This is a genomic window from Niallia oryzisoli (assembly GCF_036670025.1).
Lineage (GTDB): Bacteria > Bacillota > Bacilli > Bacillales > Cytobacillaceae > Bacillus_BD > Bacillus_BD oryzisoli.
On record NZ_CP137640.1, the window covers coordinates 387,821 to 409,670 of the forward strand.

Here is a 21,850-nt window from a genome sequence, read left to right on the forward strand (position 1 = left end):
AATATACTTTCGTCAAATATATGATAATTACTCTATTTTGTCAAAGGAAAATCATGCAATTAAATTAAAAAGTAAAGTTACAGGAATTTGTCTGTTTTAGAATGAAAAACATGAAATAGATTAAGAATGATAAAGTGAAAAATGCGAATAAAAGTCGAATGATATACAATGTTAATAGACATCATTTTGAAAAGGGGTTTTATCATGAAATATTTCTCCCTCTATAGAATTTACACCATTGTTTGGTTAGCTGTGAGGATTTTCATAGAAATTTTTTCCTTTAGAAAAAGGCATCGCAGGAATTGGAATGAAAAAACAGAAAAACAGTGGGAGTCATTGCTTCGCAAACAAGCAAAACGTTATAAAGAGAAGGCCTTATACCTGGAAGGAGTCATGATTAAACTCGGTCAGTATTTGAGTACGCGTAAGGATATTATGCCTGACATCTACATAAAGGAATTAATAGACCTTTTAGATCAGGTTCCACCGGTACCATGGGAGAAATCGAAAAAAGTACTCGAGGATGAATGGAATAGACCATATAGTGAAATTCTTCACGTGATCAGTGCTCAACCGGTTGCATCGGCATCCATTGGTGAAGTATACCGAGGGACATTGCATTCAGGTGAAGAAGTTGCCGTGAAAATTCAACGTCCTAAAATTGGTGACATCATTTATAGTGATTTTCGAGCCGTTAGGATTGTCCTATGGCTTGTTAAGCGTTTTACAAAACTAGAAAATTCAATGGATCTCTCCTTATTTTATCGGGAATTTGTCCGAACGATTGGGGATGAATTGAATTTTCACCTTGAACTTGAGAATGGTCAATATTTTCAGAAGAAATATGAGGATTTCCCGGGTCTTGAAATTCCCCATTATTATCCTGAGCATTCCACGAAGCGGGTTTTGGTCATGGAATGGAAGGAAGGGAACCGGGTCAATGATTTAGCGTTCTTGGAAGAGCATCATATTGATAAATATAAAATATCAAATGTGCTTTTGGAAAGCTTTCTTGAGCAGCTTTTGAATGAAGGGAAATTTCATGCAGACCCTCATCCCGGCAATATTATGGTTAAAGCGGATGGTACAATTGTTTTAATTGATTTTGGTATGATTGGAGTCATTCGAAAAAGGGATGCCATGTATATCCGTGATATTGTGATTGGCATCATGTTAAAGGATTATAAAAAGGTCGTTGATGGAATAGAGGGAATGCGCTTTTTGCTGCCGCATGCTGATAAAGAAGAAATAGAACGTGTCTTAAGAATGCTAATCGAAACCTATAGCGACAACGGACTAAAGGCGAATGATACAAGAGTTGTTGAGGAAATCATGAACGATATTGAAAAGCTGGTGAACAATCAGCCGATTCAATTACCAAGTGAATACGCTTTTTTGGGACGAGCCATTTCAACCTTTATAGGGATTCTTTACAGCCTTGATCCAGAGATTGATTTATTAGAAATCAGTAAGCCAATGTTGAAGAAATGGTTAAAGGATAATTCAGAGGGCGCTAAAGCAACAGTTCTAAACTTTGCAAAGTCATCCTTAAAGCCGATAGTTTCATTACCAAATCAACTGCAGCAGGCATTAGAAGAACCTAGAAAGTACCGTGAATGGAAAAAAACAAATGAAGTATTAAAAATGAAGCATGAAATGGTTGTATCGAGAAAAAGAGATGCATTTCTGCTTTGTCTTTTAAGTAGTATTTTTGTTTATATTAGTTTCTATTTAAAACAAACGGGTTTGTTATATGCAAGCTCCAGTCTGCTGTTATTTAGTGTCGTTTATTATATCAGAATGCTCCTTCGCCATCGAAGTCTTATGGATCATTCCTGAAAATCAGTGCAGCATAAAAAGGTAAGGGCTATCAAAATGAATAGCATCTTACCTTTTTTTTATGAATATTCACATAAACACTAAAAATTAGTTAATTACATTTAGTAAATTACTTCCCTTTTTGACAATTTCTTGGTTTAATAGGAGTAATAAAAAGTTCATATACTAGAATATTTTTCTAGTAATAATATTTTTGTCTAAATTATGTCAGTCCATCATTTGCTCTACAAGTCTATTTGGAAGGGTTTTCACTACTGGTATTGCAGTATTTATAGAAAGGAGGATAAAATTCTTCGGAAAAAATATGGAAAAAAATACCTTACTAAATTTGTAACAATTACCTTAGGATAATTATGTTGTTATCGTGTTAATATTGATATTGCAGATAACAAAAAATAAATCCAGCGACAGTGACTAAAATCACAAATCGGCGGAAAAATTTTGGCGATATGATGTTGCTGTATTTATTCGGATGCTTAATAAGCATGCACAGCTTTTGTGTAAGAAAAATATATTGATACTTTCAAAGAAAGGGGTACTTGTATGAAATTTAAATCGGCTTTTTTAATGTTTATTATTACCATTGCCACAGTACTTACAGGATGTGAACCGCTGCTGGTTCTAGATCCTAAAGGGCCTCAAGCTGAGAGGCAAGCAAGGGATATCATGTTATCCATTGGCATCATGTCCTTTATCGTTATCGTTGTTTTCGCTATTTTGATTTATGTTTTAATTAAGTACCGTGCTTCAAAGCAAAGCCCGGACTATGAACCACCACACATTGAAGGGAATCCTTGGGTGGAAGCCATTTGTGTAGGTATTCCAGTTATTATCGTTGCTTACTTCTCATTTGTATCTGTACAAAGTAACTACATTGTAGAAGCAACACCAAAAGGCTACGAAGATCAAGAACCATTAGTAATTTATGCTTCATCATCAGATTGGAAATGGCATTTTAGTTATCCTGAAGAAGATATTGAAACAGTGAACTACTTGTATATTCCAACAGATCGTCCAATTGAATTTAAACTATATTCATATGGACCTATTACAAGTTTCTGGATTCCGCAGCTAGGCGGACAAAAATATGCGATGTCTGATATGGTTACCACACTGCACTTAGCAGCTGATGAACCAGGCGAAATGATGGGACGTAACGCAAACTTTAGTGGTAAAGGTTTTGCTGAAAATATGTTTAACGTTACAGCAATGTCTCAAAAGGATTTTGATGATTGGGTAGATGAAGTTCATGAAACAGCAGAACCTCTAACAGAAGATGAGTTTGATAAGCTGCTAGAACCAGGTCATTTAGGTCAAATGACGTTTACTGGAACACACTTAGAATTCTCACCAGCACCAGAACATAATCATCAATCAACTGAAACTGACTCTGAACAATCTCATGAAGGACATACAGAAGGTATGGAAATGAATGAGGATACTTCAGAGCATAGCGGTCATTAATCTTTAAAAGATAATTACGTGCAGGTTTTCACATGTAATAGTTTGATTGAGTAATATATTTCCTGAAAGGAGTCATATAAGGATGGAATTCTTTGAGCGTTTTGCCGTACCACATCCAAGTCCTGCAATCTATGCTTCGATGGTTGCCATTGGTCTAACAGTGATTGCCATTATTGCAGGCTTAACCTATTTTAAAAAATGGGGTTATTTATGGCGTGAGTGGCTAACAACAGTTGACCATAAACGTCTCGGTATTATGTATTTATTATGTGCTTTAATAATGCTTTTCCGCGGCGGCGTTGACGCGATCATGCTGCGTGCACAACTTGCGGTACCTGATAATAAATTGCTTGATTCTCAACACTACAATGAAGTTTTTTCAACGCACGGGGTAGTCATGATTATGTTTATGGCTATGCCATTCATTATTGGTTTTATGAACTACATTGTACCTTTACAAATTGGGGCTCGTGATGTTGCATTCCCACGTTTAAATGCGATCAGTTTCTGGCTGTTCTTTATGGGTGCAATGTTATTTAACATTTCTTTCGTAGTTGGCGGATCGCCTGATGCAGGTTGGACATCATACTTTCCTTTGGCAAGTAATGATTTTAGTACATCTGTTGGTACGAACTATTATATGCTGTCGCTTCAAATATCCGGTCTTGGTACGTTAATGACGGGTATTAACATGATTACGACAATCATGAAAATGAGAGCACCTGGTATGACATTAATGAAAATGCCAATGTTCACATGGTCTACTTTAGTAGCTAACTTGATTATTATCACTGTTTTCCCAGTTTTAACAGTTGCACTTGCAATGGGAACAATGGACCGACTATTTGGAACGAACTTCTTTACAACAACAAACGGCGGTATGGATATGATGTGGGCAAACCTATTCTGGGTTTGGGGACATCCGGAAGTATATATCTTAATCCTTCCAGCGTTTGGTCTATATAGTGAGATTATTTCTACATTCTCTAGCAGAAACTTATACGGTTATAAATCGATGGTTGCTTCAATGGTCATCATCTCAGCTCTTTCATGTCTTGTATGGGCGCACCATTTCTTTACAATGGGTCAAGGTGCAACGGCAAACAGCTTCTTCTCCATTACAACAATGGCGATTGCCGTTCCAACAGGGGTTAAGATCTTTAACTGGCTGTTTACAATGTGGAAAGGGAAGATTCGTTTTACTGTACCAATGCTTTATTCAGTAGGTTTTATCCCGCTGTTCACAATCGGTGGTGTTACAGGGGTTATGCTTGCGATGTCAGCTGCTGACTATCAATATCATAACACTATGTTCTTAGTTGCTCACTTCCATAACACAATTATTCCAGGTGTTGTATTTGCAATGCTTGCTGGTTTAACGTATTATTGGCCAAAAATGTTCGGCTTTATGTTAAATGAAAGAATCGGTAAATGGACTTTCTGGTTGTTATCAATCGGCTTTGTTTTAGCATTCTTTCCAATGTATATCTCTGGCTTAGACGGTCAGGCACGTCGTATGTACACATATTCTGAGGCATCTGGCTTTGGTACTTTAAATATGATTTCATTTGTTGGTGCAGGTATCATGGCTGTTGCTTTTGCGTTAATTGTCTATAACGTATACTATAGTGTTCGTTATGCTCCAAGAAATATCGGTGAAGATCCTTGGGATGCTCGTACATTAGAATGGGCTACGCATACCCCTGTACCTGAATACAACTTTGCGATTACACCGCAAGTTAAGACTAGTGAACCGCTTTGGGATGCTAAGAAGCGTAAACACGTGTTATTCCCAGGTAAACTTGATGAAATCCATATGCCTAATAACAGTGGCGTACCATTTATTTTGAGTGTTATTTTCTTTGTATGGGGCTTTTCTTTTGTCTTTTCGATTTGGCCGCTTGTCATTGTTTCAACAATTGGAATTTTCGCTTGTCTGGCTCATCGTTCGTTTGAAAAGGACCACGGACGCCATATCTCTGTAGAGGAAGTTACTGAAACAGAAGAAAAATTAGGGGGTGTTAGATAATGAAAGCAGGTCATGCACAACCTCTAGAATATAGCACGCACCAAAATGATTTAAATATTTTCGGTTTCTGGGTTTTCCTTGGCGCTGAAATTATGCTTTTTGCAACACTCTTTACAAGTTATTTTGTTTATGAGGGTCGGACAGGTGCCGGCCCGACTGGGGCAGATATTTTCGAAATTACACCAGTCCTAATTGAAACCATTCTACTTTTAACAAGTAGTTTTGTTATCGGTCTTGGAGTACACGCAATGCGTCTTGGCAACAAAAAAGCTATGATGGCATTCTTTGCGATTACGCTTGCTCTTGGTTTGGGCTTTTTAGGATTCGAGATCTTTGAATTTGTTCATTATGTACACGTTGGTGCAGGTATTCAAATCAGTGCTTTCACTGCCATCCTGTTAACAACATTAGGAACTCACGGATTGCACGTTACGTTTGGTTTATTCTGGGGAACAGCCATTCTTATCCAATTGAAAAAACGCGGCTTAAATGCACAAACTGCGAATAAGTCATTTATTTTCTCGCTTTACTGGCATTTCTTAGATGTTGTCTGGATCTTTATCTTCAGCTTCATCTACTTGAAAGGAATGATGTAATATGAGTGAACTATTTCCACGTAAACAAATAATGGGCTTTGTCTTTTCTTTAATTATGACAGCCGCTGCTCTTACTGTTTATTTCATGGATTTATCTTATGCAGCTGGCATGACTATTCTTGTTGTTACTGCATTTGCTCAGGCTCTTCTTCAGCTGGTGGTCTTCATGCATGCTGGCGAAACAGATGACAAATGGTCTATTTACGGTAATGTTTACTTCATGGTAGGAATCGCTTTAGTAACGATTTTTGGTTCACTATTGCTTTTCGTTTGGGATATGTAATAGAAAAAGGGAAAGAAAGAGGGTGTCGGCATCGGCGCTCTCTTTCTTTTTCTTTATTTTTTATCTTTTTAGGTGCACCACTTTACTCGGTTTAATCGGAGTAATTTCGATTCCCTTAAAGGTGTTTTCCACCATTTCCTCTGTCGCAATGAAGAACATCCCCATAAGAAAAATAAAAATGGCACCAACAACCGTTCCGACCCCAATTCCAATTACCGAGTTGAAGCCGCTTACAATTCCGTATAAAAGAATCATCATACCTAAAAGTAATGTAGCACTGCCAGTAAATTTTGTTGCATTTAATATTTTCAAACGTGTATTCATCATAACGACCTCCTTTATATGTCTATATTATTCAAAAAATTCACAAAATTGTCAAACTTTTTTTGAAAATATTTCACTTTTTAATATTTCTTACTTTTTTATGTAATAAATTTCTTTATTATGTTTAATTAAATATATGAAAATTACTTGTAATAAAACTATCTTATAAAAGTATATTAGAGTTTGTCATATCCATTCTATAATGATGGCTTCTTTAATAAACTTTGTTTTAGAATGGGATTGATGACTCTTAGTGGTTAAACATGATTTCTTATAGAAAAATATACTTTACTGAAAGGAGCTTTGGAATGACGGACCAAACGATTATTCGTTTTGAAGGGGTAACAAAGCAATTTGACCATAACCCTCCCATATTGAAGGATGTAAGCTTTGAAATTGAAAAAGGAAAGTTCTACACCTTATTAGGGCCTTCCGGCTGTGGGAAAACGACCATTCTAAGATTAGTTGCCGGCTTCAATGAGCCATCAGCAGGAAAGATTTATTTTAACAATAAAGTCATTAATAATGTACCAGCTAATAAACGTCAGGTAAATACGGTGTTCCAGGACTATGCTTTATTTCCCCATTTAAATGTATTTGAAAATATTGCTTTTGGATTGCGGATTAAGAAACTGAGTAATTCTGAGATTACGAACAAGGTTAGGGAAGCATTACGGTTTGTTAATCTTGCCGGCTTTGAGAACCGGGAAATTAATGAAATGTCAGGTGGACAGAGGCAGCGGGTAGCCATTGCGAGGGCGATTGTCAACGAGCCGCAAGTTCTGCTTCTTGATGAACCTTTATCGGCTTTAGATTTAAAGCTCAGAACCGAAATGCAGTATGAGCTGAGAGAATTACAGCGCCGTCTTGGCATCACCTTTATTTTTGTTACACATGATCAGGAAGAGGCCTTAGCCATGTCAGATGAAATCTTTGTCATCAACAATGGGAAAATCGAGCAAAGCGGGACGCCAACAGATATTTATGATGAACCGATTAATCGTTTTGTCGCTGAATTCATTGGGGAGTCTAATATTGTTTCAGGGACAATGATACGTGATTATTTGGTGGAATTTGCTGGAAAGAGATTTTCATGTGTGGACAAAGGTTTTCACGAAAATGAGCCGGTTGAAATTGTTATTCGTCCGGAGGATTTAGAAATCACAACACCTGTGTTGGGGCAGCTCCAAGTTCAGGTAGATTCACAGTTATTTCGCGGCGTTCATTATGAAATATGCTGTAATGATCAGGATGGGAATGAATGGCTTGTTCATTCTACGAAAAAGGCAAATGTCGGGGATAAAATTGGCCTTCACTTTGATCCAGAGGCGATCCATGTGATGCGCCTTGGTGAAACGGAAGAAGAATTTGATAATCGCCTTGAAGCGTATGGTGAGGAAAAACATGAATAATCAGCATACACGTAATTTATATATCATTCCGTATGTAGGCTGGATTGTTTTATTTGTTGTCGCCCCGATTATACTTGTACTTTATTACTCTTTCATTGACATAGAGGGACATTTTACATTAGAAAATTATACAAAATTTTTTACACCCGTTTATTTGAAAATGACAATAAGCTCGTTTTGGTATGCTTTTTTAATAACAGGCTTTTCCTTGTTGGTTGGTTACCCGGCTGCATACTTTTTAACGAAGACAAGGAATAAGCAATTATGGCTGCTGCTGATTATATTGCCATCCTGGATCAACTTATTGTTAAAGGCCTATGCTTTTTTAGGGATTTTTGGTGCGTATGGGATAACAAACAGCTTTCTTGAAGTAATCGGCATTGGAGCAAAGCAAATATTGTTTACGGACTTCAGCTTTGTTTTTGTCTCCGTTTATATATTTATTCCATTTATGATTTTACCGATATTTAATTCGTTAGATAAGCTGAACTCTACATTAATTGATGCATCGAATGATTTAGGTGCCTCAAAATGGACAACCTTCAGGCGGGTTGTTTTTCCTTTGACACTGGACGGAATAAAGTCCGGCTGCCAGGTAGTTTTTATCCCGGCGTTATCGTTATTCATGTTGACTCGATTGATCGCGGGAAATCGGGTGATCACACTTGGTACTGCGATTGAGCAGCATTTTCTTGTGACGCAGGACTGGGGAATGGGTTCAACGATTGCGGTATTTCTCATTCTGGCCATGTTTGTCATCATGATGGTAACAGGAAGGAAAAGGAGGGGTCTGTAGATGAAAAAAATGACTAAGCTGTCAAATCTGTATTTACTTTTTATCTTTTTCATTTTATATGCTCCGATTTTTTATTTAATCTTCTACTCGTTTAACAGCGGCGGCACAATGCATGATTTTGAAGGCTTCACCCTTGACTGGTATAAGGAGCTTTTAGGCGATACAAGATTGCTAATCATTGTATTAAATACGATTATTATCGCCCTTTTATCAGCTGCGATATCAACCATTGTGGGGGTAATGGGAGCACTTGGGATTGCTTATGTGAAAAAAAGACATGCGCAAAATACATTATTATCCCTTAATAATGTATTGATCGTCAGTCCTGATGTAATCATCGGTGCTTCGTTTTTAATCACATTTACGTTACTTGGTATTAAACTTGGATTTACCTCCGTTCTTTTATCGCATATTGCCTTTAGTGTGCCGATTGTTGTAATTATGGTCCTGCCGAAGATACAGGAGATGAGCTCAAATTTGGTCGATGCTGCCAGAGATCTCGGTGCAAGCCGCTTAGATGTGCTGACAAAAGTGACACTTCCATACATAACTCCGGGGATTTTTGCCGGTTTCTTTATGGCTTTGACCTATTCGCTCGATGACTTTGCCGTTACGTTTTTTGTGACTGGAAATGGCTTTACAACATTGTCGGTGGAGATTTATTCAATGGCAAGAAGAGGGGTCTCATTAAATATTAATGCCTTATCAACGCTATTGTTTTTATTTACGATGCTGCTCGTGGTTGGTTATTACTTTATTAATCAACGCTACAGCCGTACGTCAGGAATGGAGGTACGAAAATGAAAAAGCTCGTTAAGTTATTCATAGCGGTTCTAATTGTATCCTTCCTACTGTTGTTTATTGTTTCGAAATTGAATTCATCACAAGGGTATTCTTCAGGCAATACGCTGACGGTATTTAACTGGGGGGACTACATTGATGAGGAGTTAATTAAGAATTTTGAAAAAGAAACAGGCATAAAAGTCATTTATGAAACCTTTGATTCAAACGAAGCGATGCTGACAAAAATCAAGCAGGGGGGTACTTCCTATGATGTAGCGGTACCTTCAGAATATATGATTGAAAAAATGCAGGAAGAGGATTTATTAATTCCACTCGATCATTCAAAGCTGCCGAACGAAAAATACATTGATTCTCGTTTTATGGATCTTCCTTTTGACCCTGAAAATCAATTTTCGATTCCTTATTTTTGGGGAACTGTTGGAATTGTTTATAATCCCGAACTGCTTGGTGATATTGTGATTAAGGGCTGGAATGACCTCTGGAATCCGAAGCTGGAAAACAAGATCTTACTGGTTGACGGAGCGAGGGAGGTTATGGGGATAGGTTTAAATAGTCTGCATTATTCTCTAAATGATACAAATAAGGATCATCTTCTTGAGGCAAAGAAAAAGCTTGAAACGTTAACTCCTAATATTAAAGCGATAGTCGGAGACGAAATTAAAATCCTGATGGCTAATGAAGAAGCGGCGATTGGTGTTGTTTGGTCGGGTGATGCTGCAGATATTATGTGGGAAAATGAGAAGCTTGATTACGTTGTTCCAGAAGAAGGCTCCAATCTTTGGTTTGATAACATGGTCATCCCGAAAACAGCCAAAAATATAGATGGAGCTCATCAATTTATTAATTTTATGCTTGATCCCAAAAATGCTGCCCAAAATACAGACTATGTCAGCTATTCAACACCGAATAAAGAGGCCTTAAAATATTTAGATGAAGAAGTTGTGAGCGATGAACGTTTTTATCCAGATGTCGAATTGACAAAAAGACTTGAAGTATATGAAAACCTCGGTAAAAAAATGCTTGCCTACTATAATGAGCTTTACCTTGAATTTAAGATGCATACAAAATAGTGACATGGTGTCATGCCTGCAAATGGACAAATTGATTCATTTTGTCCATTTGCGGGAATGACACCATGACTAATGAAACGCTTTTTGTGACATCTTAAAAAGAAAAAAGGAGTTGCATGCTTCTATGAGAATCACGTTCATGACTATTTTGCTTCTTTTTTCTTTATTTTCAACAGGGATTCATGCGGAAACAAAAAAAGTTTCGCAAAAAGAGCTGGCAATTGTTATTGATGATTTTGGTAATAACTTAAAGGGAACGGAGGAGATGCTTAATCTCCCAGTGCCAATAACAGTAGCTATTATGCCTTTTCTATCGACAACAGAGCGTGATGCAAAATTAGCTCATGCAAAGGGTCATGAAGTAATCGTTCATTTGCCAATGGAGCCTAAGAAAGGAAAAAAGAGCTGGCTTGGGCCGGGGGCTATAACAACCGGTATGAGTGATGCTGAGATTAGAAAACAAGTGGAAAAGGCCATTGAAGCCGTGCCATATGCAGTTGGAATGAATCATCATATGGGATCAAAAGTAACGGAAGATGAGCGGATCATGAGAATTGTTTTAGAGGTTTGTAAGGAAAAGGGTCTTTTTTATCTTGATAGCAGGACAACTAGCAATAGCGTAGTTGGGAAAATTGCGGATGAATTATCGGTGCCGCATCTAGAAAATGATTTGTTTTTTGATCATATTTATACACAAGAATATATAAATAAGCAGGCATACAAACTGATGAAGCAATTGAGTGAAGAAGATCAATTAATCGCCATCGGTCACGTCGGTATCACAGGCGAGCGTGTAGTGGATGTATTAAAAACATACATTCCCAAATACAAAGAACAAGCAGAAATTGTTCCACTTTCAACATTAATTCCTGAGCTAGACATGATTGACTAAAGACTGCCATAGAAAAAGCAGAGGGACGGTTCTTTTGCTTCCATTTTTGAAGGAGGAAGCAAGAGAACCGTCCCTCTGCTTCATTGAGTTAAGTGATTTACCACACTGACTCTTTTTTTATTTCGGGATAACATTATATTTAGAATGGATTTTTATTAATTGTTTTATAATAAATTTTAAATTATAGTTATTATAATTTAGTATTGATTTTAAATAAATACTTGTTATAATAAGAATATAAGAAAAGAACATATGAATGAAATCTAAGGAGGAATTTTATTATGACTATTCAAGCTGAATTAAATCAACAAATTGCAAACTGGAGTGTACTTTATACAAAGCTTCATCGTTTTCACTGGTTTGTAAAAGGACCTTTATTCTTCACGCTTCATGCAAAATTTGAAGAGTTATATAATGAATCAGCACTTGTTGTTGATCAGGTTGCCGAGCGTCTATTGGCTATTGGCGGGGAACCAATCGCAACAATGAAAGAATTCCTTGATACAGCAACAATCAAAGAAACAGCTGGCGAAACAAAAGCAGCTGATATGGTTGCGGCACTTGTAAAAGACTACACTGAAATTAAAGCTGGCCTAGCGCAGTTAGCTGAACATGCTGAAGAAGAAAATGATACTATTACGAATGATCTTGCTATAGGTTTGATTGAGAGCATAGATACACATGTTTGGATGCTGAATGCTTATTTAGGAGAATAATAGCGAATAGCGGTTTTCCTTTATAAAATGTCCCTCATCATTTTGATGTGGGATATTTTTATTGTGCTTGAGAGAGAGGATGTACTAAAGAGACATATTGGAAAAGCGAGGTTTGAAAAATGTCCTATATAAGGCATCCAAAGAACAACTTGGGGTAAGCGTGGTTTGTCAGTTATACAAACATATCCTAATACAAAACAGCACCAGAGACTTCATTTCTAAAATCTCTGGTGCTTCTCTTATTTAAACAAACGTTTGATTAACTGGAGGAATGGCTTCTTTCCATTGCTTTAGTATCAGGTTCTGTATAATTGTTTCTTGATGAAAACATATAGTTCCGATGGTGATAATGAATGCTGTAGACGAGTCCCATGGCAAACATATTTCCCATGAGCGAGCTTCCTCCATAGCTGATAAACGGCAGTGGAATACCTGTGATCGGCAATACTTGGATCGTCATGCCGATATTTTGGAATACATGGAAAGTTAACATACTGATAATTCCGACACAAATATAGGTATTGTACGATTCAACCGTTTCCAAAGCTGTTTTCGTAAGGTGATAGATTAAGAGGAAAAATAGTCCAATTACAATACTTCCGCCAAGGAAACCATACTCTTCTCCAATGACACTGAAAATAAAGTCTGTATGACTTTCAGGAATATATACTTTTCTTTCACCAAAGCCTTTTCCGGTTAATAGTCCGGAGCCGATAGCTTTTAATGAATTTGAAAGATGGTACCCCGCCGCATTATTATGTGGATCAAGCCATGCATAGATACGATCAAATTGATAGGGCTTTACATTTAAATATTTTTCTAATATTTCTGGGGCCCAAATTACAAAGTAGAGAATGGTACAAGCTATAGCAGCACCGGTTCCATATAGCGATAAAATAATCTTCCAGGAGATTCCGGAAATAAAAATCATTCCTGTCATGATCGCGAGCATGACAAGCGACGTTCCTAAATCAGGCTGCAACATGACAAGCCCAACCGGTAAGCCGGTTACAAGACCAATTTTTAACAGGAGAATATAATCCGTTTTCATTGTTTTAGTTAAATATTTCTCGTGATGCTTACAGATGGTTCTGCTTAAGCCCATGATAAGAAATACCTTCATAAATTCAGACGGTTGAATTGAGCCGACTGGGGTGATAAACCAACTTTGTGCCCCGTTAATTTTAGGCGTGAATTCAGTAACTGGTGCAAATGCTAAAATCAATAACACTAAAATACCGATACCATAAATAACCCAAGAAAGTCTATTCAGTTGGTCGCTGTCAAAGTACATGATCACTGCAATAATCGCAGCACCAACAGCATACCAAAAAATTTGCTGAAGCAGGAAATTGGAACCTGAATATTGATCTGAAGTCTGCCCGCTGTATATTGCTGCACAACTGACGAGAAAAAACATCAATAATAATAATGTTAATGTCCAATCGAATCTCTCTGCAACCCTATTCTTACGCTCCATCATCCACACCTAATTTCATCTGTGTTTACCACTTAATCCTAGCAAACAATTTATACTTCAACAATATAATTTTACAAAAAATTGTGACGTTTGAATCAATGAAAAAGTGCCAGGCACAACGAAAGGACAAAAAGGCTTTATTTGTCCATAACTAGTGCCTGACACCTTATTTAAACCTTATTAGCTGGAACAAGGCATCTTTGTTTCGGGGCATTATTTGTTCATCGCTAAGCATTCTTTGGGCCTTTAATTGCTGTGCGGTTTCAAATACCCAAGGTTTTTCAATGTGGGCTTGGTTAAGGATTTCTTCCTGATAAAAAATGGTCACGGGGTCACCATGATAGAGACTTTCTCCATTATTCAAGACGATAATTTCATCAGCCCACTCGTAGGCATGCTGAACATCATGTGTGGAAAGGATGATCGTTTTATCCTTTTGATGAATATCCTCAAGAATTCTCATGATTTGCTTGGCATAATAGGCATCAAGCCCTGCTGTAGGTTCATCTAATATGAATACATCAGGGTCCATAGCCAGGACTCCGGCAATGGAGACCCGTTTTTTCTGGCCTAGGCTCAAAAAGTGGATCGGACGGTCTTGAAGATTTGTTGTTTCTGTTAATTCCATTGCCCAGGCGGTTTGTTTTTCAACCATTTCCTTCGACCAGCCTAAATTGTGTGGTCCAAAAGAAATGTCCTGTTTGACAGTGCCTGAAAACAGCTGCGAGTCAGGGTCCTGAAAAACAATCCCTACATGTTTCCTCAGCTTAAGAAGGGATTGACGATCATATCGAAGCTTATCGCCGTTAAAGTAAATGGTGCCTGAAGCAGGCTTTAACAGGCCGTTTAAATGTTGAAAAAGAGTGGATTTCCCAGCACCGTTTTTTCCCAGTAGGGCGATTTTCTTCCCTTTTTTAATGGTAAGGGTCAGGTTATGTAAAGCGGTTGTTCCATCTGCATAACGATGCGTCAACTGGTTTATTTCAAAAAAATACTCAGCCATTTCATCTTCCTCCCCAAAGGATGTAGACTATTGTTAGACAAGCCAGGATAGCAGAAATCACAAGCCAGCTGGCTGCTGATAGATTGTAACCGTCATCCATATACCCCATTTCATTCGCGTACGCACGAGATTCCATGGCATTCGTTAATTCTTTCGCTCGTTTAAAAACGCCAATAAACAATGCAGAAATTAATAGACTAATGGAATACAGCCATTGTCTTTTTGTTCTGTAACCAAGCCGGGAATTTTGGGCCTGATATATACTACTCGTTGTTTCCAGAAAAACAAATATAAAGCGGTAGGTGATTTCCATAATTTCAATAAGCAGCTGTGGTATTTTAAGCTTTCGTAAAACCTTCAAAATGTCATGTACGGGAGTGGTTAATATTAAAAAATATAAACAGCTGATGGAACCCATTGCGATGCAAAAGAGCTGGAAGGCACTAGTTAAACTATCAGAGGTTATATAGAGATTCCAGCTAATAAATGATGATGACCAAATAACATTTGGCATATCAGCGTCTATATCGGCAATCGAAAAAAGAATCGTAACGATTCCTGATAATAGAAAAAAGAAAGGCAACAATAGTAATTTTATCAAATAATTCACCGGAATTTTTGCCCCGAAAAGGATGAATAGACTCATCACAGAAAAAGTGGCTAAAGAAACAATCACGTCTTTTACAGCTAAGGAAAAGAAGAGAAGAGAAAATGCGAAGAACATTTTCTCTATCGGATGAATACGTTTTAAACCATTGAAGTAGGCATATTTATCGATTAGAAGCATATTTTGTTTTGCCTTCTTTATCTTCTTTTCCTTTTCGCCCCTTCATATAGCCGATAAAGTAGCCAATAAAGCCGGCTCCAATGGCTCCTTGAAGGACAAATAACAAGCTTTCGGTTTCACCGCCGGGAGGCTCCCAAAAACTTTCGAACCATGGTTCGTAGCCTGCATTGATTTCAGTTATGGCTTCTTGGGCTGCTCCATCTGCACCACCGAAATCAGAGTCTTTTTGTATAAATAAAGGAATAATCGCGAGCATAATTACAGCTAAAATGAAAAGTAGATTCTTTTTCATAATTCATTAGCCTCCTTTGATAGAACACGCAATGACTTTAATTCTTCTAAATTGTATTTTCTTAGGAAATTCATAACGATCACAGTTAACAGCCCTTCGCTTATAGCTAGTGGGATTTGTGTTACCGCAAAAATTCCGGCGAATTTAGTGAATGAGGCTAAAATACCTCCTACTTCAGAAGGGAAGGCCAGTGCCAATTGAAGCGAGGTCATGACATACGTGCTAATACCGCCTAGTACAGTAGCTAGGAAAACAGCCATTGAAAGCGACCAGCCAATCTTTATTGCGCCTTTATATACTAGGTATGTAACGACAGGTCCGATAACAGCCATTGAAAAGGCATTTGCACCCAGTGTTGTTATTCCTCCGTGGGCCAGTAATAATGCTTGAAATAGCAGGACAATTGTACCGATAATGGTCATGGCAAATGGTCCATACAAGACTGTCCCTAATCCCACACCGGTCGGATGTGAAGAGCTGCCTGTAACGGAAGGGATTTTTAAGGCAGAAAGAACAAAGGCAAAGGCACCAGATAATCCGAGAATCATTTTAGTTTCCGGGTTTTCTAAAATTGTTTTTCGAATAGACCTGAAGCCTAAAATTAGGAAGGGAAGAGTCACTCCCCACCAGAAGAGGGCCCATTCTAATGGCAAAAATCCTTCCATGATATGCATCGCAGCGGCCTTGTTAGGGACAATGAGCAGTAAAGCAATAAAATACAAGACTTTCCGAGTAGAACTTTTCATCGTTTTTCTTCTCCTTCTAAAGTAAGTTGATCGTAAAAGGAATCCCGCCATTCCAATTTCAATGCAAAAAAAATACTTCTTTCTAGATGAAAGAAGTACGTAATTGGTAGCTGCGTGATTTAAAAAAACACACTTGTGCAATATTCGTACCCCCTATCCTCGTAGGCTGAACTGTTGACACCTTATGGCAGGTCTCCTGGCTCTGGATCATTGCTCATTACATCCTTCCCATCCAAAAGGACAGTGGACTTTCAGTAATTCTGCTCCCCATTACAGTGGCGGGACCGCGTCGGAATTTAACCGGCTTCCCTATTAAGCAAAGTAAATTTGCACCATAAAGATTATGAAATTTTTAGATTACTAACTAGTTTAACATGTAGTGGGTAATCCTTCTAGAAAAATTTATTTGTGAAAAAGATATTTACACTTTCACCTAAACATGCCTATTATAGAAAGGACAAACAATAAGCTAATAATTTTTACGAGATGGAATATTTGCAATTTCTAGAATATGTTATTATGATTAGTCAATATTATGGGATACTTGAAAAATAAATAGTGATCATTTAAAAGCCCCGAAATAGATTACAAGGGATAATAGGGAATCCGGTGAAAATCCGGAGCAGCCCCCGCTACTGTAAAGCTGATGAAATTGTCAATGCCACTGGTGCAAACCGGGAAGGGACAAGAGTAAGATGATGCGAAGCCAGGAGACCTGCTTTTAAATGAAGTACGATACTTTTCGGAGGGAAAGGTGGAGGCGATTCAATGCGTAAAGTTTTATTTACATACTTTTCGCAATACCTTGTGATGCTTCTAAAACCTTAACTCTCCTGAGTTAAGGTTTTTTTATTATGCGCTTGCTTAGACGTAAAAGGAGGAAAACAATGACAACCTGGAATCTCGAAGGAACAAAGTCTCATCTATTAATCTGTAATGGCAGCAGCTGTATGAGAAAAGGCGGTGAAGAAGTGACATTAGCAGTTCGTGATGAAATTACAAAGCTTGATTTGGACAAGCAGATTCATACGACACGAACTCGGTGTAATGGAAGGTGTCAGGATGCATGTATCGTTATTGCTTATCCCGAGGGTAATTGGTATCGGGTCGACTCACCTGAGATTGGCCGTCAAATTGTTCGTGATATAGATGGCCAAAGGCTTGAGTCTAATAAAATCTATCATTGGGTTAATGGAGAAATGATGCCTAATCCTACAGCCACCCCTACTAAAGGAGTACGAAAGGGTTCCATTATAAAAAAATAAAGGAGTTGTTTGCTGTGACGGAAAAAGGAAAACTATTTGTTGTTGGATTCGGTCCAGGGGATTTCAAGCATATAACAAAACGGGCAGTGGAAGCGATTCAAGAAAGTGACTTGGTCATTGGGTACAAAACGTATGTTGAATTGATTGAGCATTTTCTCAATGAACAAACGGTTGTTAGTACTGGAATGACGGAGGAGGTTTCGCGGGCACAGGAAGCGGTGAAGCAGGCTGAAAACGGCAAAAAGGTTGCGGTTATTTCAAGTGGAGATGCCGGTGTCTACGGCATGGCTGGTTTGATTTATGAAGTTTTGATTGAAAAGGGCTGGAAGCAGGAAACAGGAGTTGAGGTGGAAGTTGTACCAGGAATCTCGGCCATTAACTCTTGTGCATCACTGATTGGGGCACCTGTTATGCATGATTCTTGTACGATCAGTCTTAGTGACCATCTAACACCATGGGAGCTTATTGCCAAGCGGGTTGAAGCTGCAGCCCAAGCTGACTTTGTGATTGCCCTCTACAATCCGCGCAGCGGCCGGAGAACGAGGCAAATCATTGAAACACAGAAAATATTATTGAAGTATCGCTCTCCCCAAACTCCGGTAGGACTTGTAAAAAGTGCTTACCGCGACCGCCAAAATATTGTGATTACCAATTTAGCAGAGATGCTTAACCATGACATCGGGATGCTAACAACTGTTATTATTGGGAACTCTTCAACCTTTTTGTACGACAACTTAATCATTACACCACGGGGTTATCAAAGAAAATATACGTTGAATGAGGAACAGCAACCGTTAAAGCCACACCAGCGTTTGCAAAAAGAGGCAGAGCCGTGGGCCTTAGAGCAAGAAATCGGACTTTCAGAAGGGACAGGAATTGACGTTGATTCTGCTATAGGATTGCTTACGAAAGCATCGGTAAAAAAACAAACCTCTTTAGAGATTGCAAGAAAAGCAGTAGCAATGGTGACCGGTCAAAAAGTAAGCGGACAAGCACCTATCGTGCAGCAAAAGATTGAAACGGTGTTTGAATTAGCAGTCAGTCCTGGTGTTGCCAATAAAGAATTTACACCAAAGCAAATGATCACCCTTGCTGAAGTGGTCGGTGAAAAAGGCAGAATGGAGTACACCCCACATCACAAAATAATATTAAAAATTCCGACCTCTAATCCTGAAAGTATTACTATACAGCTGCGTGAGGCAGGCTTTCTTCTATCTCCAGTTGGGGATGTTGTAACAGTCAAAGCTTGTGACTTCTGTGATGGTGAAAAAACAGAGCCTATTCCATATGCCGATGAGCTGCAGAGTGTACTTGGCGGCAGCAAAATGCCAAAGGAGCTAAACATAGGTTTTAATGGCTGCGGAATGTCCTGCTACAGTGCAGTGATGGAGGATATCGGCATTGTTTATCGCAGAGGAAAATTTGATTTGTTTCTCGGAGCCAAACCTGTCGGCCGCACAGCACATCCAGGCCAGCCGGTAGCGGAAGGGATTGAGCCTGAACAGCTTGTCGGTATTATTACAAATATTGTTGAAGAATATAGAGAGAATGCCCATCCAAACGAGCGATTATTTAAATATTTCAAGCGGGTCAAACAGATTCAAGGCTATAAATATAAGGATATTACACCAGTTATTGAAATAGAGCCGGCACCTTGCGGGGATTAATTTAAAGGAGGAATTGTATATGAAAGCCGTTTTATTTGTGGGGCATGGAAGCAGATTAGAAGCTGGAAATGAAGAGATTCGCAGATTTGTAGATCAAATGATTCCGACGATGGATTCTAGTCTTATCATTGAAACCTGTTTCCTTGAATTTGCTTCACCGACGATTATGCAGGGGATTGACCAATGTGTTCAAAGAGGCGCGGCTGAAATTCTTGTTATTCCGATTATTTTACTTCATGCCGGACATTCAAAACTTCATATACCTGCAGAAATAGTAGAAGCGAGAACAAAATATCCGGATGTTCGATTTACATATGGAGAAACCATTGGTGTTCATCCTGAAGTGTTTTCTATTTTAATCGATCGATTAGAGGAAATAGGCTTTGATACAGCTTCAAAGCATAAGGATACGGCCATTTTATTAATTGGACGGGGCGGCAGTGACCCTGGTGCAAATAGTGATTTTTATAAAATCACACGTCTTTTGTGGGAAAAATTGAACGTTAGATGGGTGGAAAGTGCCTTCATGGGTGTAACAACGCCGCTTGTTGACGAAGGGATTGAACGGTGCATCAAGCTTGGTGCCAAAAAAGTGGTGATGCTGCCATACTTTCTATTTACAGGTGTTTTAATGGAACGCATGAATCATATGCTCTCCCAATACAAAGAGAAATATCCGGAGCATGAGTTTTCCATTGCAGGTTATTTTGGCTATCACGATAAGCTTCAGACCATCTTAAAGGAACGTGTAAAAGAGGCGGATGAAGGAAACTCAAAAGGTGAACAGGACTTAGAAAACTATGTTTTGTATGCTGAAAAACATGGACACCATCACCATCATCATGAACATGAACACGAACACCACCATCATGACCATCATCATGATCACGAACACGGTCACCACCATCATGACCATCATCATCATGGAGAACGTTCAGTGGAGGTTACCAAATGATTCTGTTTTTAGCCGGTACAAGTGATGCCAGAGAATTAGCGTTGGAAATACAGAAGGAAGGGTTTCGGGTCCTAGCAACAGTGGTGACAGAGTCAGCAGCTAAAAGCTTGGAGGATGCAGGGATTCCTGCCCAAATTGGCAGGTTGACGGCAGCTGATATCGCAGCATTAATCAAAGAAAAAGGCTTTCAGGCTGTGGTTGATGCCAGTCATCCATTTGCAGAAGAGGCTTCAAAAAATGCCTTGCAGGGGGCAAAGGAAGCAGATGTTCCTTATATTCGTTATGAACGCGAGAGTCAAAGATTCCAGCATCCAAAGTTAAGCGTCGTATCTAACTATGCTGAAGCCGCAAAGCTTGCGGCAAAGAAACAGGGTGTCATCATGCTCACGACAGGAAGCAAAACGCTGGAGATTTTTGCAAAAGAATTAGTCGGTCTTCCAAATACAAGAATGATCACAAGAATGCTGCCAAGGATCGATAATATGGAGAAATGTGCAGCACTTGGAATTGAACAAAAGGACATTGTTGCCATACAGGGGCCTTTTTCAAAGGAATTAAATAAAGCACTCTACAAACAATACGGGGTCACGCTGATGATTACGAAGGAAAGCGGAAAAGTCGGCTCCGTTGATGAGAAAGTCGAAGCTGCTTTAGAGTGCGGCATCGAAACGATTATGATTGCCCGGCCAAAAGTTGATTATTCCAATGTATTTTCTAGCTTTGATCAAGTAATTACTGATTTAAATAAAAAATTATGCATTCAATAGGAGGAATAAACAATGGATTTTAAAACAGAATTTAAACCATTAACAATCGATCCAGATAAAATCTACGATTATAGCTTTTCGATTATTGCAGAAGAAATGGGTCAGCATGATTTTTCGGAGGATGAATGGAAGATTGTCAGACGGGTTATTCACGCTTCAGCAGACTTTGAACTAGGAAGAAGCGTCATTATCCATCCAGATGCCATTCGTGCCGGAGTAGAGGCCATCCGTAACGGGCGTCATGTTATTGCCGATGTCCAAATGATTGAAAGCGGGACCGGGAAAGCACGCTTCCAAAAATATGGCGGTGATGTACACTGCTACATCTCTGACGAGGATGTTGCTATTGAAGCAAAACGGTTGAATCAAACAAGAGCAATTATTTCGATGCAAAAAGCGGTCAAAGAAAATGAAGGTGGTATATATGCGATCGGCAATGCACCAACAGCCCTTTTAGAGCTTATTCGCCTGATTAAAGAAGGAAAGGCTAAGCCTGATTTAATCATCGGCATGCCGGTTGGATTTGTCTCTGCAGCTGAGTCAAAAGCGGAGTTGGCCAAAATTACCGAGGTTCCTTTTATCACAAATGTTGGGCGGAAAGGCGGAAGTACAGTTACTGTTGCAGCGCTAAATGCAATTTCTCTTTTAGCGGATCAGAAATAG

General features: G+C 38.7%; 22 protein-coding genes and 2 riboswitches. Of the genes, 16 read left to right on the forward strand and 6 right to left on the reverse strand.

Translation table 11 applies throughout. The features are described from left to right. Window positions 1–204 precede the first annotated feature (204 nt). The 5 genes from R4Z09_RS01920 to qoxD all read left to right on the forward strand — a co-directional run bounded on the left by R4Z09_RS01920 (window position 205) and on the right by qoxD (window position 6,211). Window positions 205–1,839, forward strand: a complete 1,635-nt coding sequence (locus tag R4Z09_RS01920) for an ABC1 kinase family protein (protein ID WP_338450736.1) — start codon at window positions 205–207, stop codon at window positions 1,837–1,839. A gap of 543 nt (window positions 1,840–2,382) precedes the next feature. Beyond that, window positions 2,383–3,303: a cytochrome aa3 quinol oxidase subunit II gene (qoxA, locus tag R4Z09_RS01925; RefSeq protein ID WP_338450737.1), complete on the forward strand. Its 921-nt coding sequence runs from the start codon at window positions 2,383–2,385 to the stop codon at window positions 3,301–3,303. An 82-nt stretch (window positions 3,304–3,385) separates the two neighbouring features. Next, the gene (gene qoxB, locus R4Z09_RS01930) at window positions 3,386–5,332 is read left to right on the forward strand and encodes a cytochrome aa3 quinol oxidase subunit I (RefSeq protein WP_338450738.1); all 1,947 of its coding nucleotides are present in this window, start codon (window positions 3,386–3,388) and stop codon (window positions 5,330–5,332) included. Further along, window positions 5,332–5,928, forward strand: coding sequence for a cytochrome aa3 quinol oxidase subunit III (gene qoxC, locus R4Z09_RS01935; RefSeq protein WP_338450739.1), 597 nt, complete (start codon window positions 5,332–5,334; stop codon window positions 5,926–5,928). The genes qoxB and qoxC overlap by 1 nt, the downstream gene beginning before the upstream one ends. Before the next feature lies 1 nt (window position 5,929). Next, window positions 5,930–6,211 carry a cytochrome aa3 quinol oxidase subunit IV gene (gene qoxD, locus R4Z09_RS01940; RefSeq protein ID WP_338450740.1) on the forward strand — a complete coding sequence of 94 codons (282 nt, stop codon included), beginning with the start codon at window positions 5,930–5,932 and terminating at the stop codon, window positions 6,209–6,211. A gap of 60 nt (window positions 6,212–6,271) precedes the next feature. Here qoxD and R4Z09_RS01945 read toward each other — a convergent pair whose 3' ends face one another. Continuing rightward, entirely contained in the window at window positions 6,272–6,538 is a 267-nt protein-coding gene (locus R4Z09_RS01945) for a hypothetical protein (protein ID WP_338450741.1), read from the reverse strand. 305 nt (window positions 6,539–6,843) lie between these two features. On the opposite strand from R4Z09_RS01945, the gene R4Z09_RS01950 reads away from it, so the two are divergent. From R4Z09_RS01950 to R4Z09_RS01975, 6 genes are all read left to right on the forward strand, one after another. Further along, complete coding sequence (locus R4Z09_RS01950; RefSeq protein WP_338450742.1) at window positions 6,844–7,947, forward strand: ABC transporter ATP-binding protein; 1,104 nt, start codon at window positions 6,844–6,846, stop codon at window positions 7,945–7,947. After that, window positions 7,940–8,743, forward strand: coding sequence for an ABC transporter permease (locus R4Z09_RS01955; protein WP_338450743.1), 804 nt, complete (start codon window positions 7,940–7,942; stop codon window positions 8,741–8,743). Before R4Z09_RS01950 ends, R4Z09_RS01955 begins: the two co-directional genes overlap by 8 nt. Further along, window positions 8,744–9,547 carry an ABC transporter permease gene (locus tag R4Z09_RS01960; RefSeq protein WP_338450744.1) on the forward strand — a complete coding sequence of 268 codons (804 nt, stop codon included), beginning with the start codon at window positions 8,744–8,746 and terminating at the stop codon, window positions 9,545–9,547. Then, entirely contained in the window at window positions 9,544–10,617 is a 1,074-nt protein-coding gene (locus R4Z09_RS01965; protein ID WP_338450745.1) for an ABC transporter substrate-binding protein, read from the forward strand. The genes R4Z09_RS01960 and R4Z09_RS01965 overlap by 4 nt, the downstream gene beginning before the upstream one ends. A 124-nt stretch (window positions 10,618–10,741) precedes the next feature. Next, window positions 10,742–11,509 carry a divergent polysaccharide deacetylase family protein gene (locus tag R4Z09_RS01970; protein ID WP_338450746.1) on the forward strand — a complete coding sequence of 256 codons (768 nt, stop codon included), beginning with the start codon at window positions 10,742–10,744 and terminating at the stop codon, window positions 11,507–11,509. Window positions 11,510–11,790: 281 nt separating this feature from the next. Further along, window positions 11,791–12,225 (forward strand): Dps family protein, encoded by a 435-nt coding sequence (locus R4Z09_RS01975; protein WP_338450747.1) that lies wholly within the window; start codon window positions 11,791–11,793, stop codon window positions 12,223–12,225. Between the two features lie 259 nt (window positions 12,226–12,484). Here the strand turns inward: R4Z09_RS01975 and R4Z09_RS01980 are convergent, their stop codons facing one another. The 5 genes from R4Z09_RS01980 to R4Z09_RS02000 form a co-directional block, all read right to left on the reverse strand. After that, on the reverse strand, window positions 12,485–13,705 hold the full coding sequence (locus R4Z09_RS01980) for an FtsW/RodA/SpoVE family cell cycle protein (protein WP_338450748.1): 1,221 nt from the start codon (window positions 13,703–13,705) through the stop codon (window positions 12,485–12,487). Window positions 13,706–13,871: 166 nt separating this feature from the next. After that, window positions 13,872–14,708 carry an ABC transporter ATP-binding protein gene (locus tag R4Z09_RS01985; protein ID WP_338450749.1) on the reverse strand — a complete coding sequence of 279 codons (837 nt, stop codon included), beginning with the start codon at window positions 14,706–14,708 and terminating at the stop codon, window positions 13,872–13,874. Window position 14,709: 1 nt separating this feature from the next. Then, a complete protein-coding gene (cbiQ, locus tag R4Z09_RS01990) occupies window positions 14,710–15,495 on the reverse strand; it encodes a cobalt ECF transporter T component CbiQ (RefSeq protein WP_338450750.1) in 786 nt (261 codons plus the stop codon). Beyond that, the gene (locus R4Z09_RS01995) at window positions 15,479–15,787 is read right to left on the reverse strand and encodes an energy-coupling factor ABC transporter substrate-binding protein (protein ID WP_338450751.1); all 309 of its coding nucleotides are present in this window, start codon (window positions 15,785–15,787) and stop codon (window positions 15,479–15,481) included. The genes cbiQ and R4Z09_RS01995 overlap by 17 nt, the downstream gene beginning before the upstream one ends. Beyond that, window positions 15,784–16,533 carry an energy-coupling factor ABC transporter permease gene (locus R4Z09_RS02000; RefSeq protein WP_338450752.1) on the reverse strand — a complete coding sequence of 250 codons (750 nt, stop codon included), beginning with the start codon at window positions 16,531–16,533 and terminating at the stop codon, window positions 15,784–15,786. Before R4Z09_RS02000 ends, R4Z09_RS01995 begins: the two co-directional genes overlap by 4 nt. 169 nt (window positions 16,534–16,702) lie before the next feature. Further along, window positions 16,703–16,885, reverse strand: a riboswitch (cobalamin riboswitch). Between the two features lie 201 nt (window positions 16,886–17,086). Further along, window positions 17,087–17,270, forward strand: a riboswitch (cobalamin riboswitch). Window positions 17,271–17,420: 150 nt separating this feature from the next. Between R4Z09_RS02000 and R4Z09_RS02005 the strand changes: the two genes are divergently transcribed. Genes R4Z09_RS02005 through R4Z09_RS02025 form a run of 5 tightly spaced genes read left to right on the forward strand, consistent with a single transcriptional unit; the run spans window position 17,421 to window position 21,850 of the window. After that, window positions 17,421–17,798 (forward strand): (2Fe-2S) ferredoxin domain-containing protein, encoded by a 378-nt coding sequence (locus tag R4Z09_RS02005; RefSeq protein WP_338450753.1) that lies wholly within the window; start codon window positions 17,421–17,423, stop codon window positions 17,796–17,798. Window positions 17,799–17,812: 14 nt separating this feature from the next. Further along, a complete protein-coding gene (gene cobJ / locus R4Z09_RS02010) occupies window positions 17,813–19,465 on the forward strand; it encodes a precorrin-3B C(17)-methyltransferase (RefSeq protein WP_338450754.1) in 1,653 nt (550 codons plus the stop codon). A gap of 19 nt (window positions 19,466–19,484) precedes the next feature. Next, window positions 19,485–20,420 (forward strand): sirohydrochlorin chelatase, encoded by a 936-nt coding sequence (locus tag R4Z09_RS02015; protein ID WP_338450755.1) that lies wholly within the window; start codon window positions 19,485–19,487, stop codon window positions 20,418–20,420. Continuing rightward, window positions 20,417–21,187, forward strand: a complete 771-nt coding sequence (gene cobK, locus R4Z09_RS02020; protein ID WP_338450756.1) for a precorrin-6A reductase — start codon at window positions 20,417–20,419, stop codon at window positions 21,185–21,187. The genes R4Z09_RS02015 and cobK overlap by 4 nt, the downstream gene beginning before the upstream one ends. A gap of 12 nt (window positions 21,188–21,199) precedes the next feature. Continuing rightward, entirely contained in the window at window positions 21,200–21,850 is a 651-nt protein-coding gene (locus tag R4Z09_RS02025; protein WP_338450757.1) for a precorrin-8X methylmutase, read from the forward strand.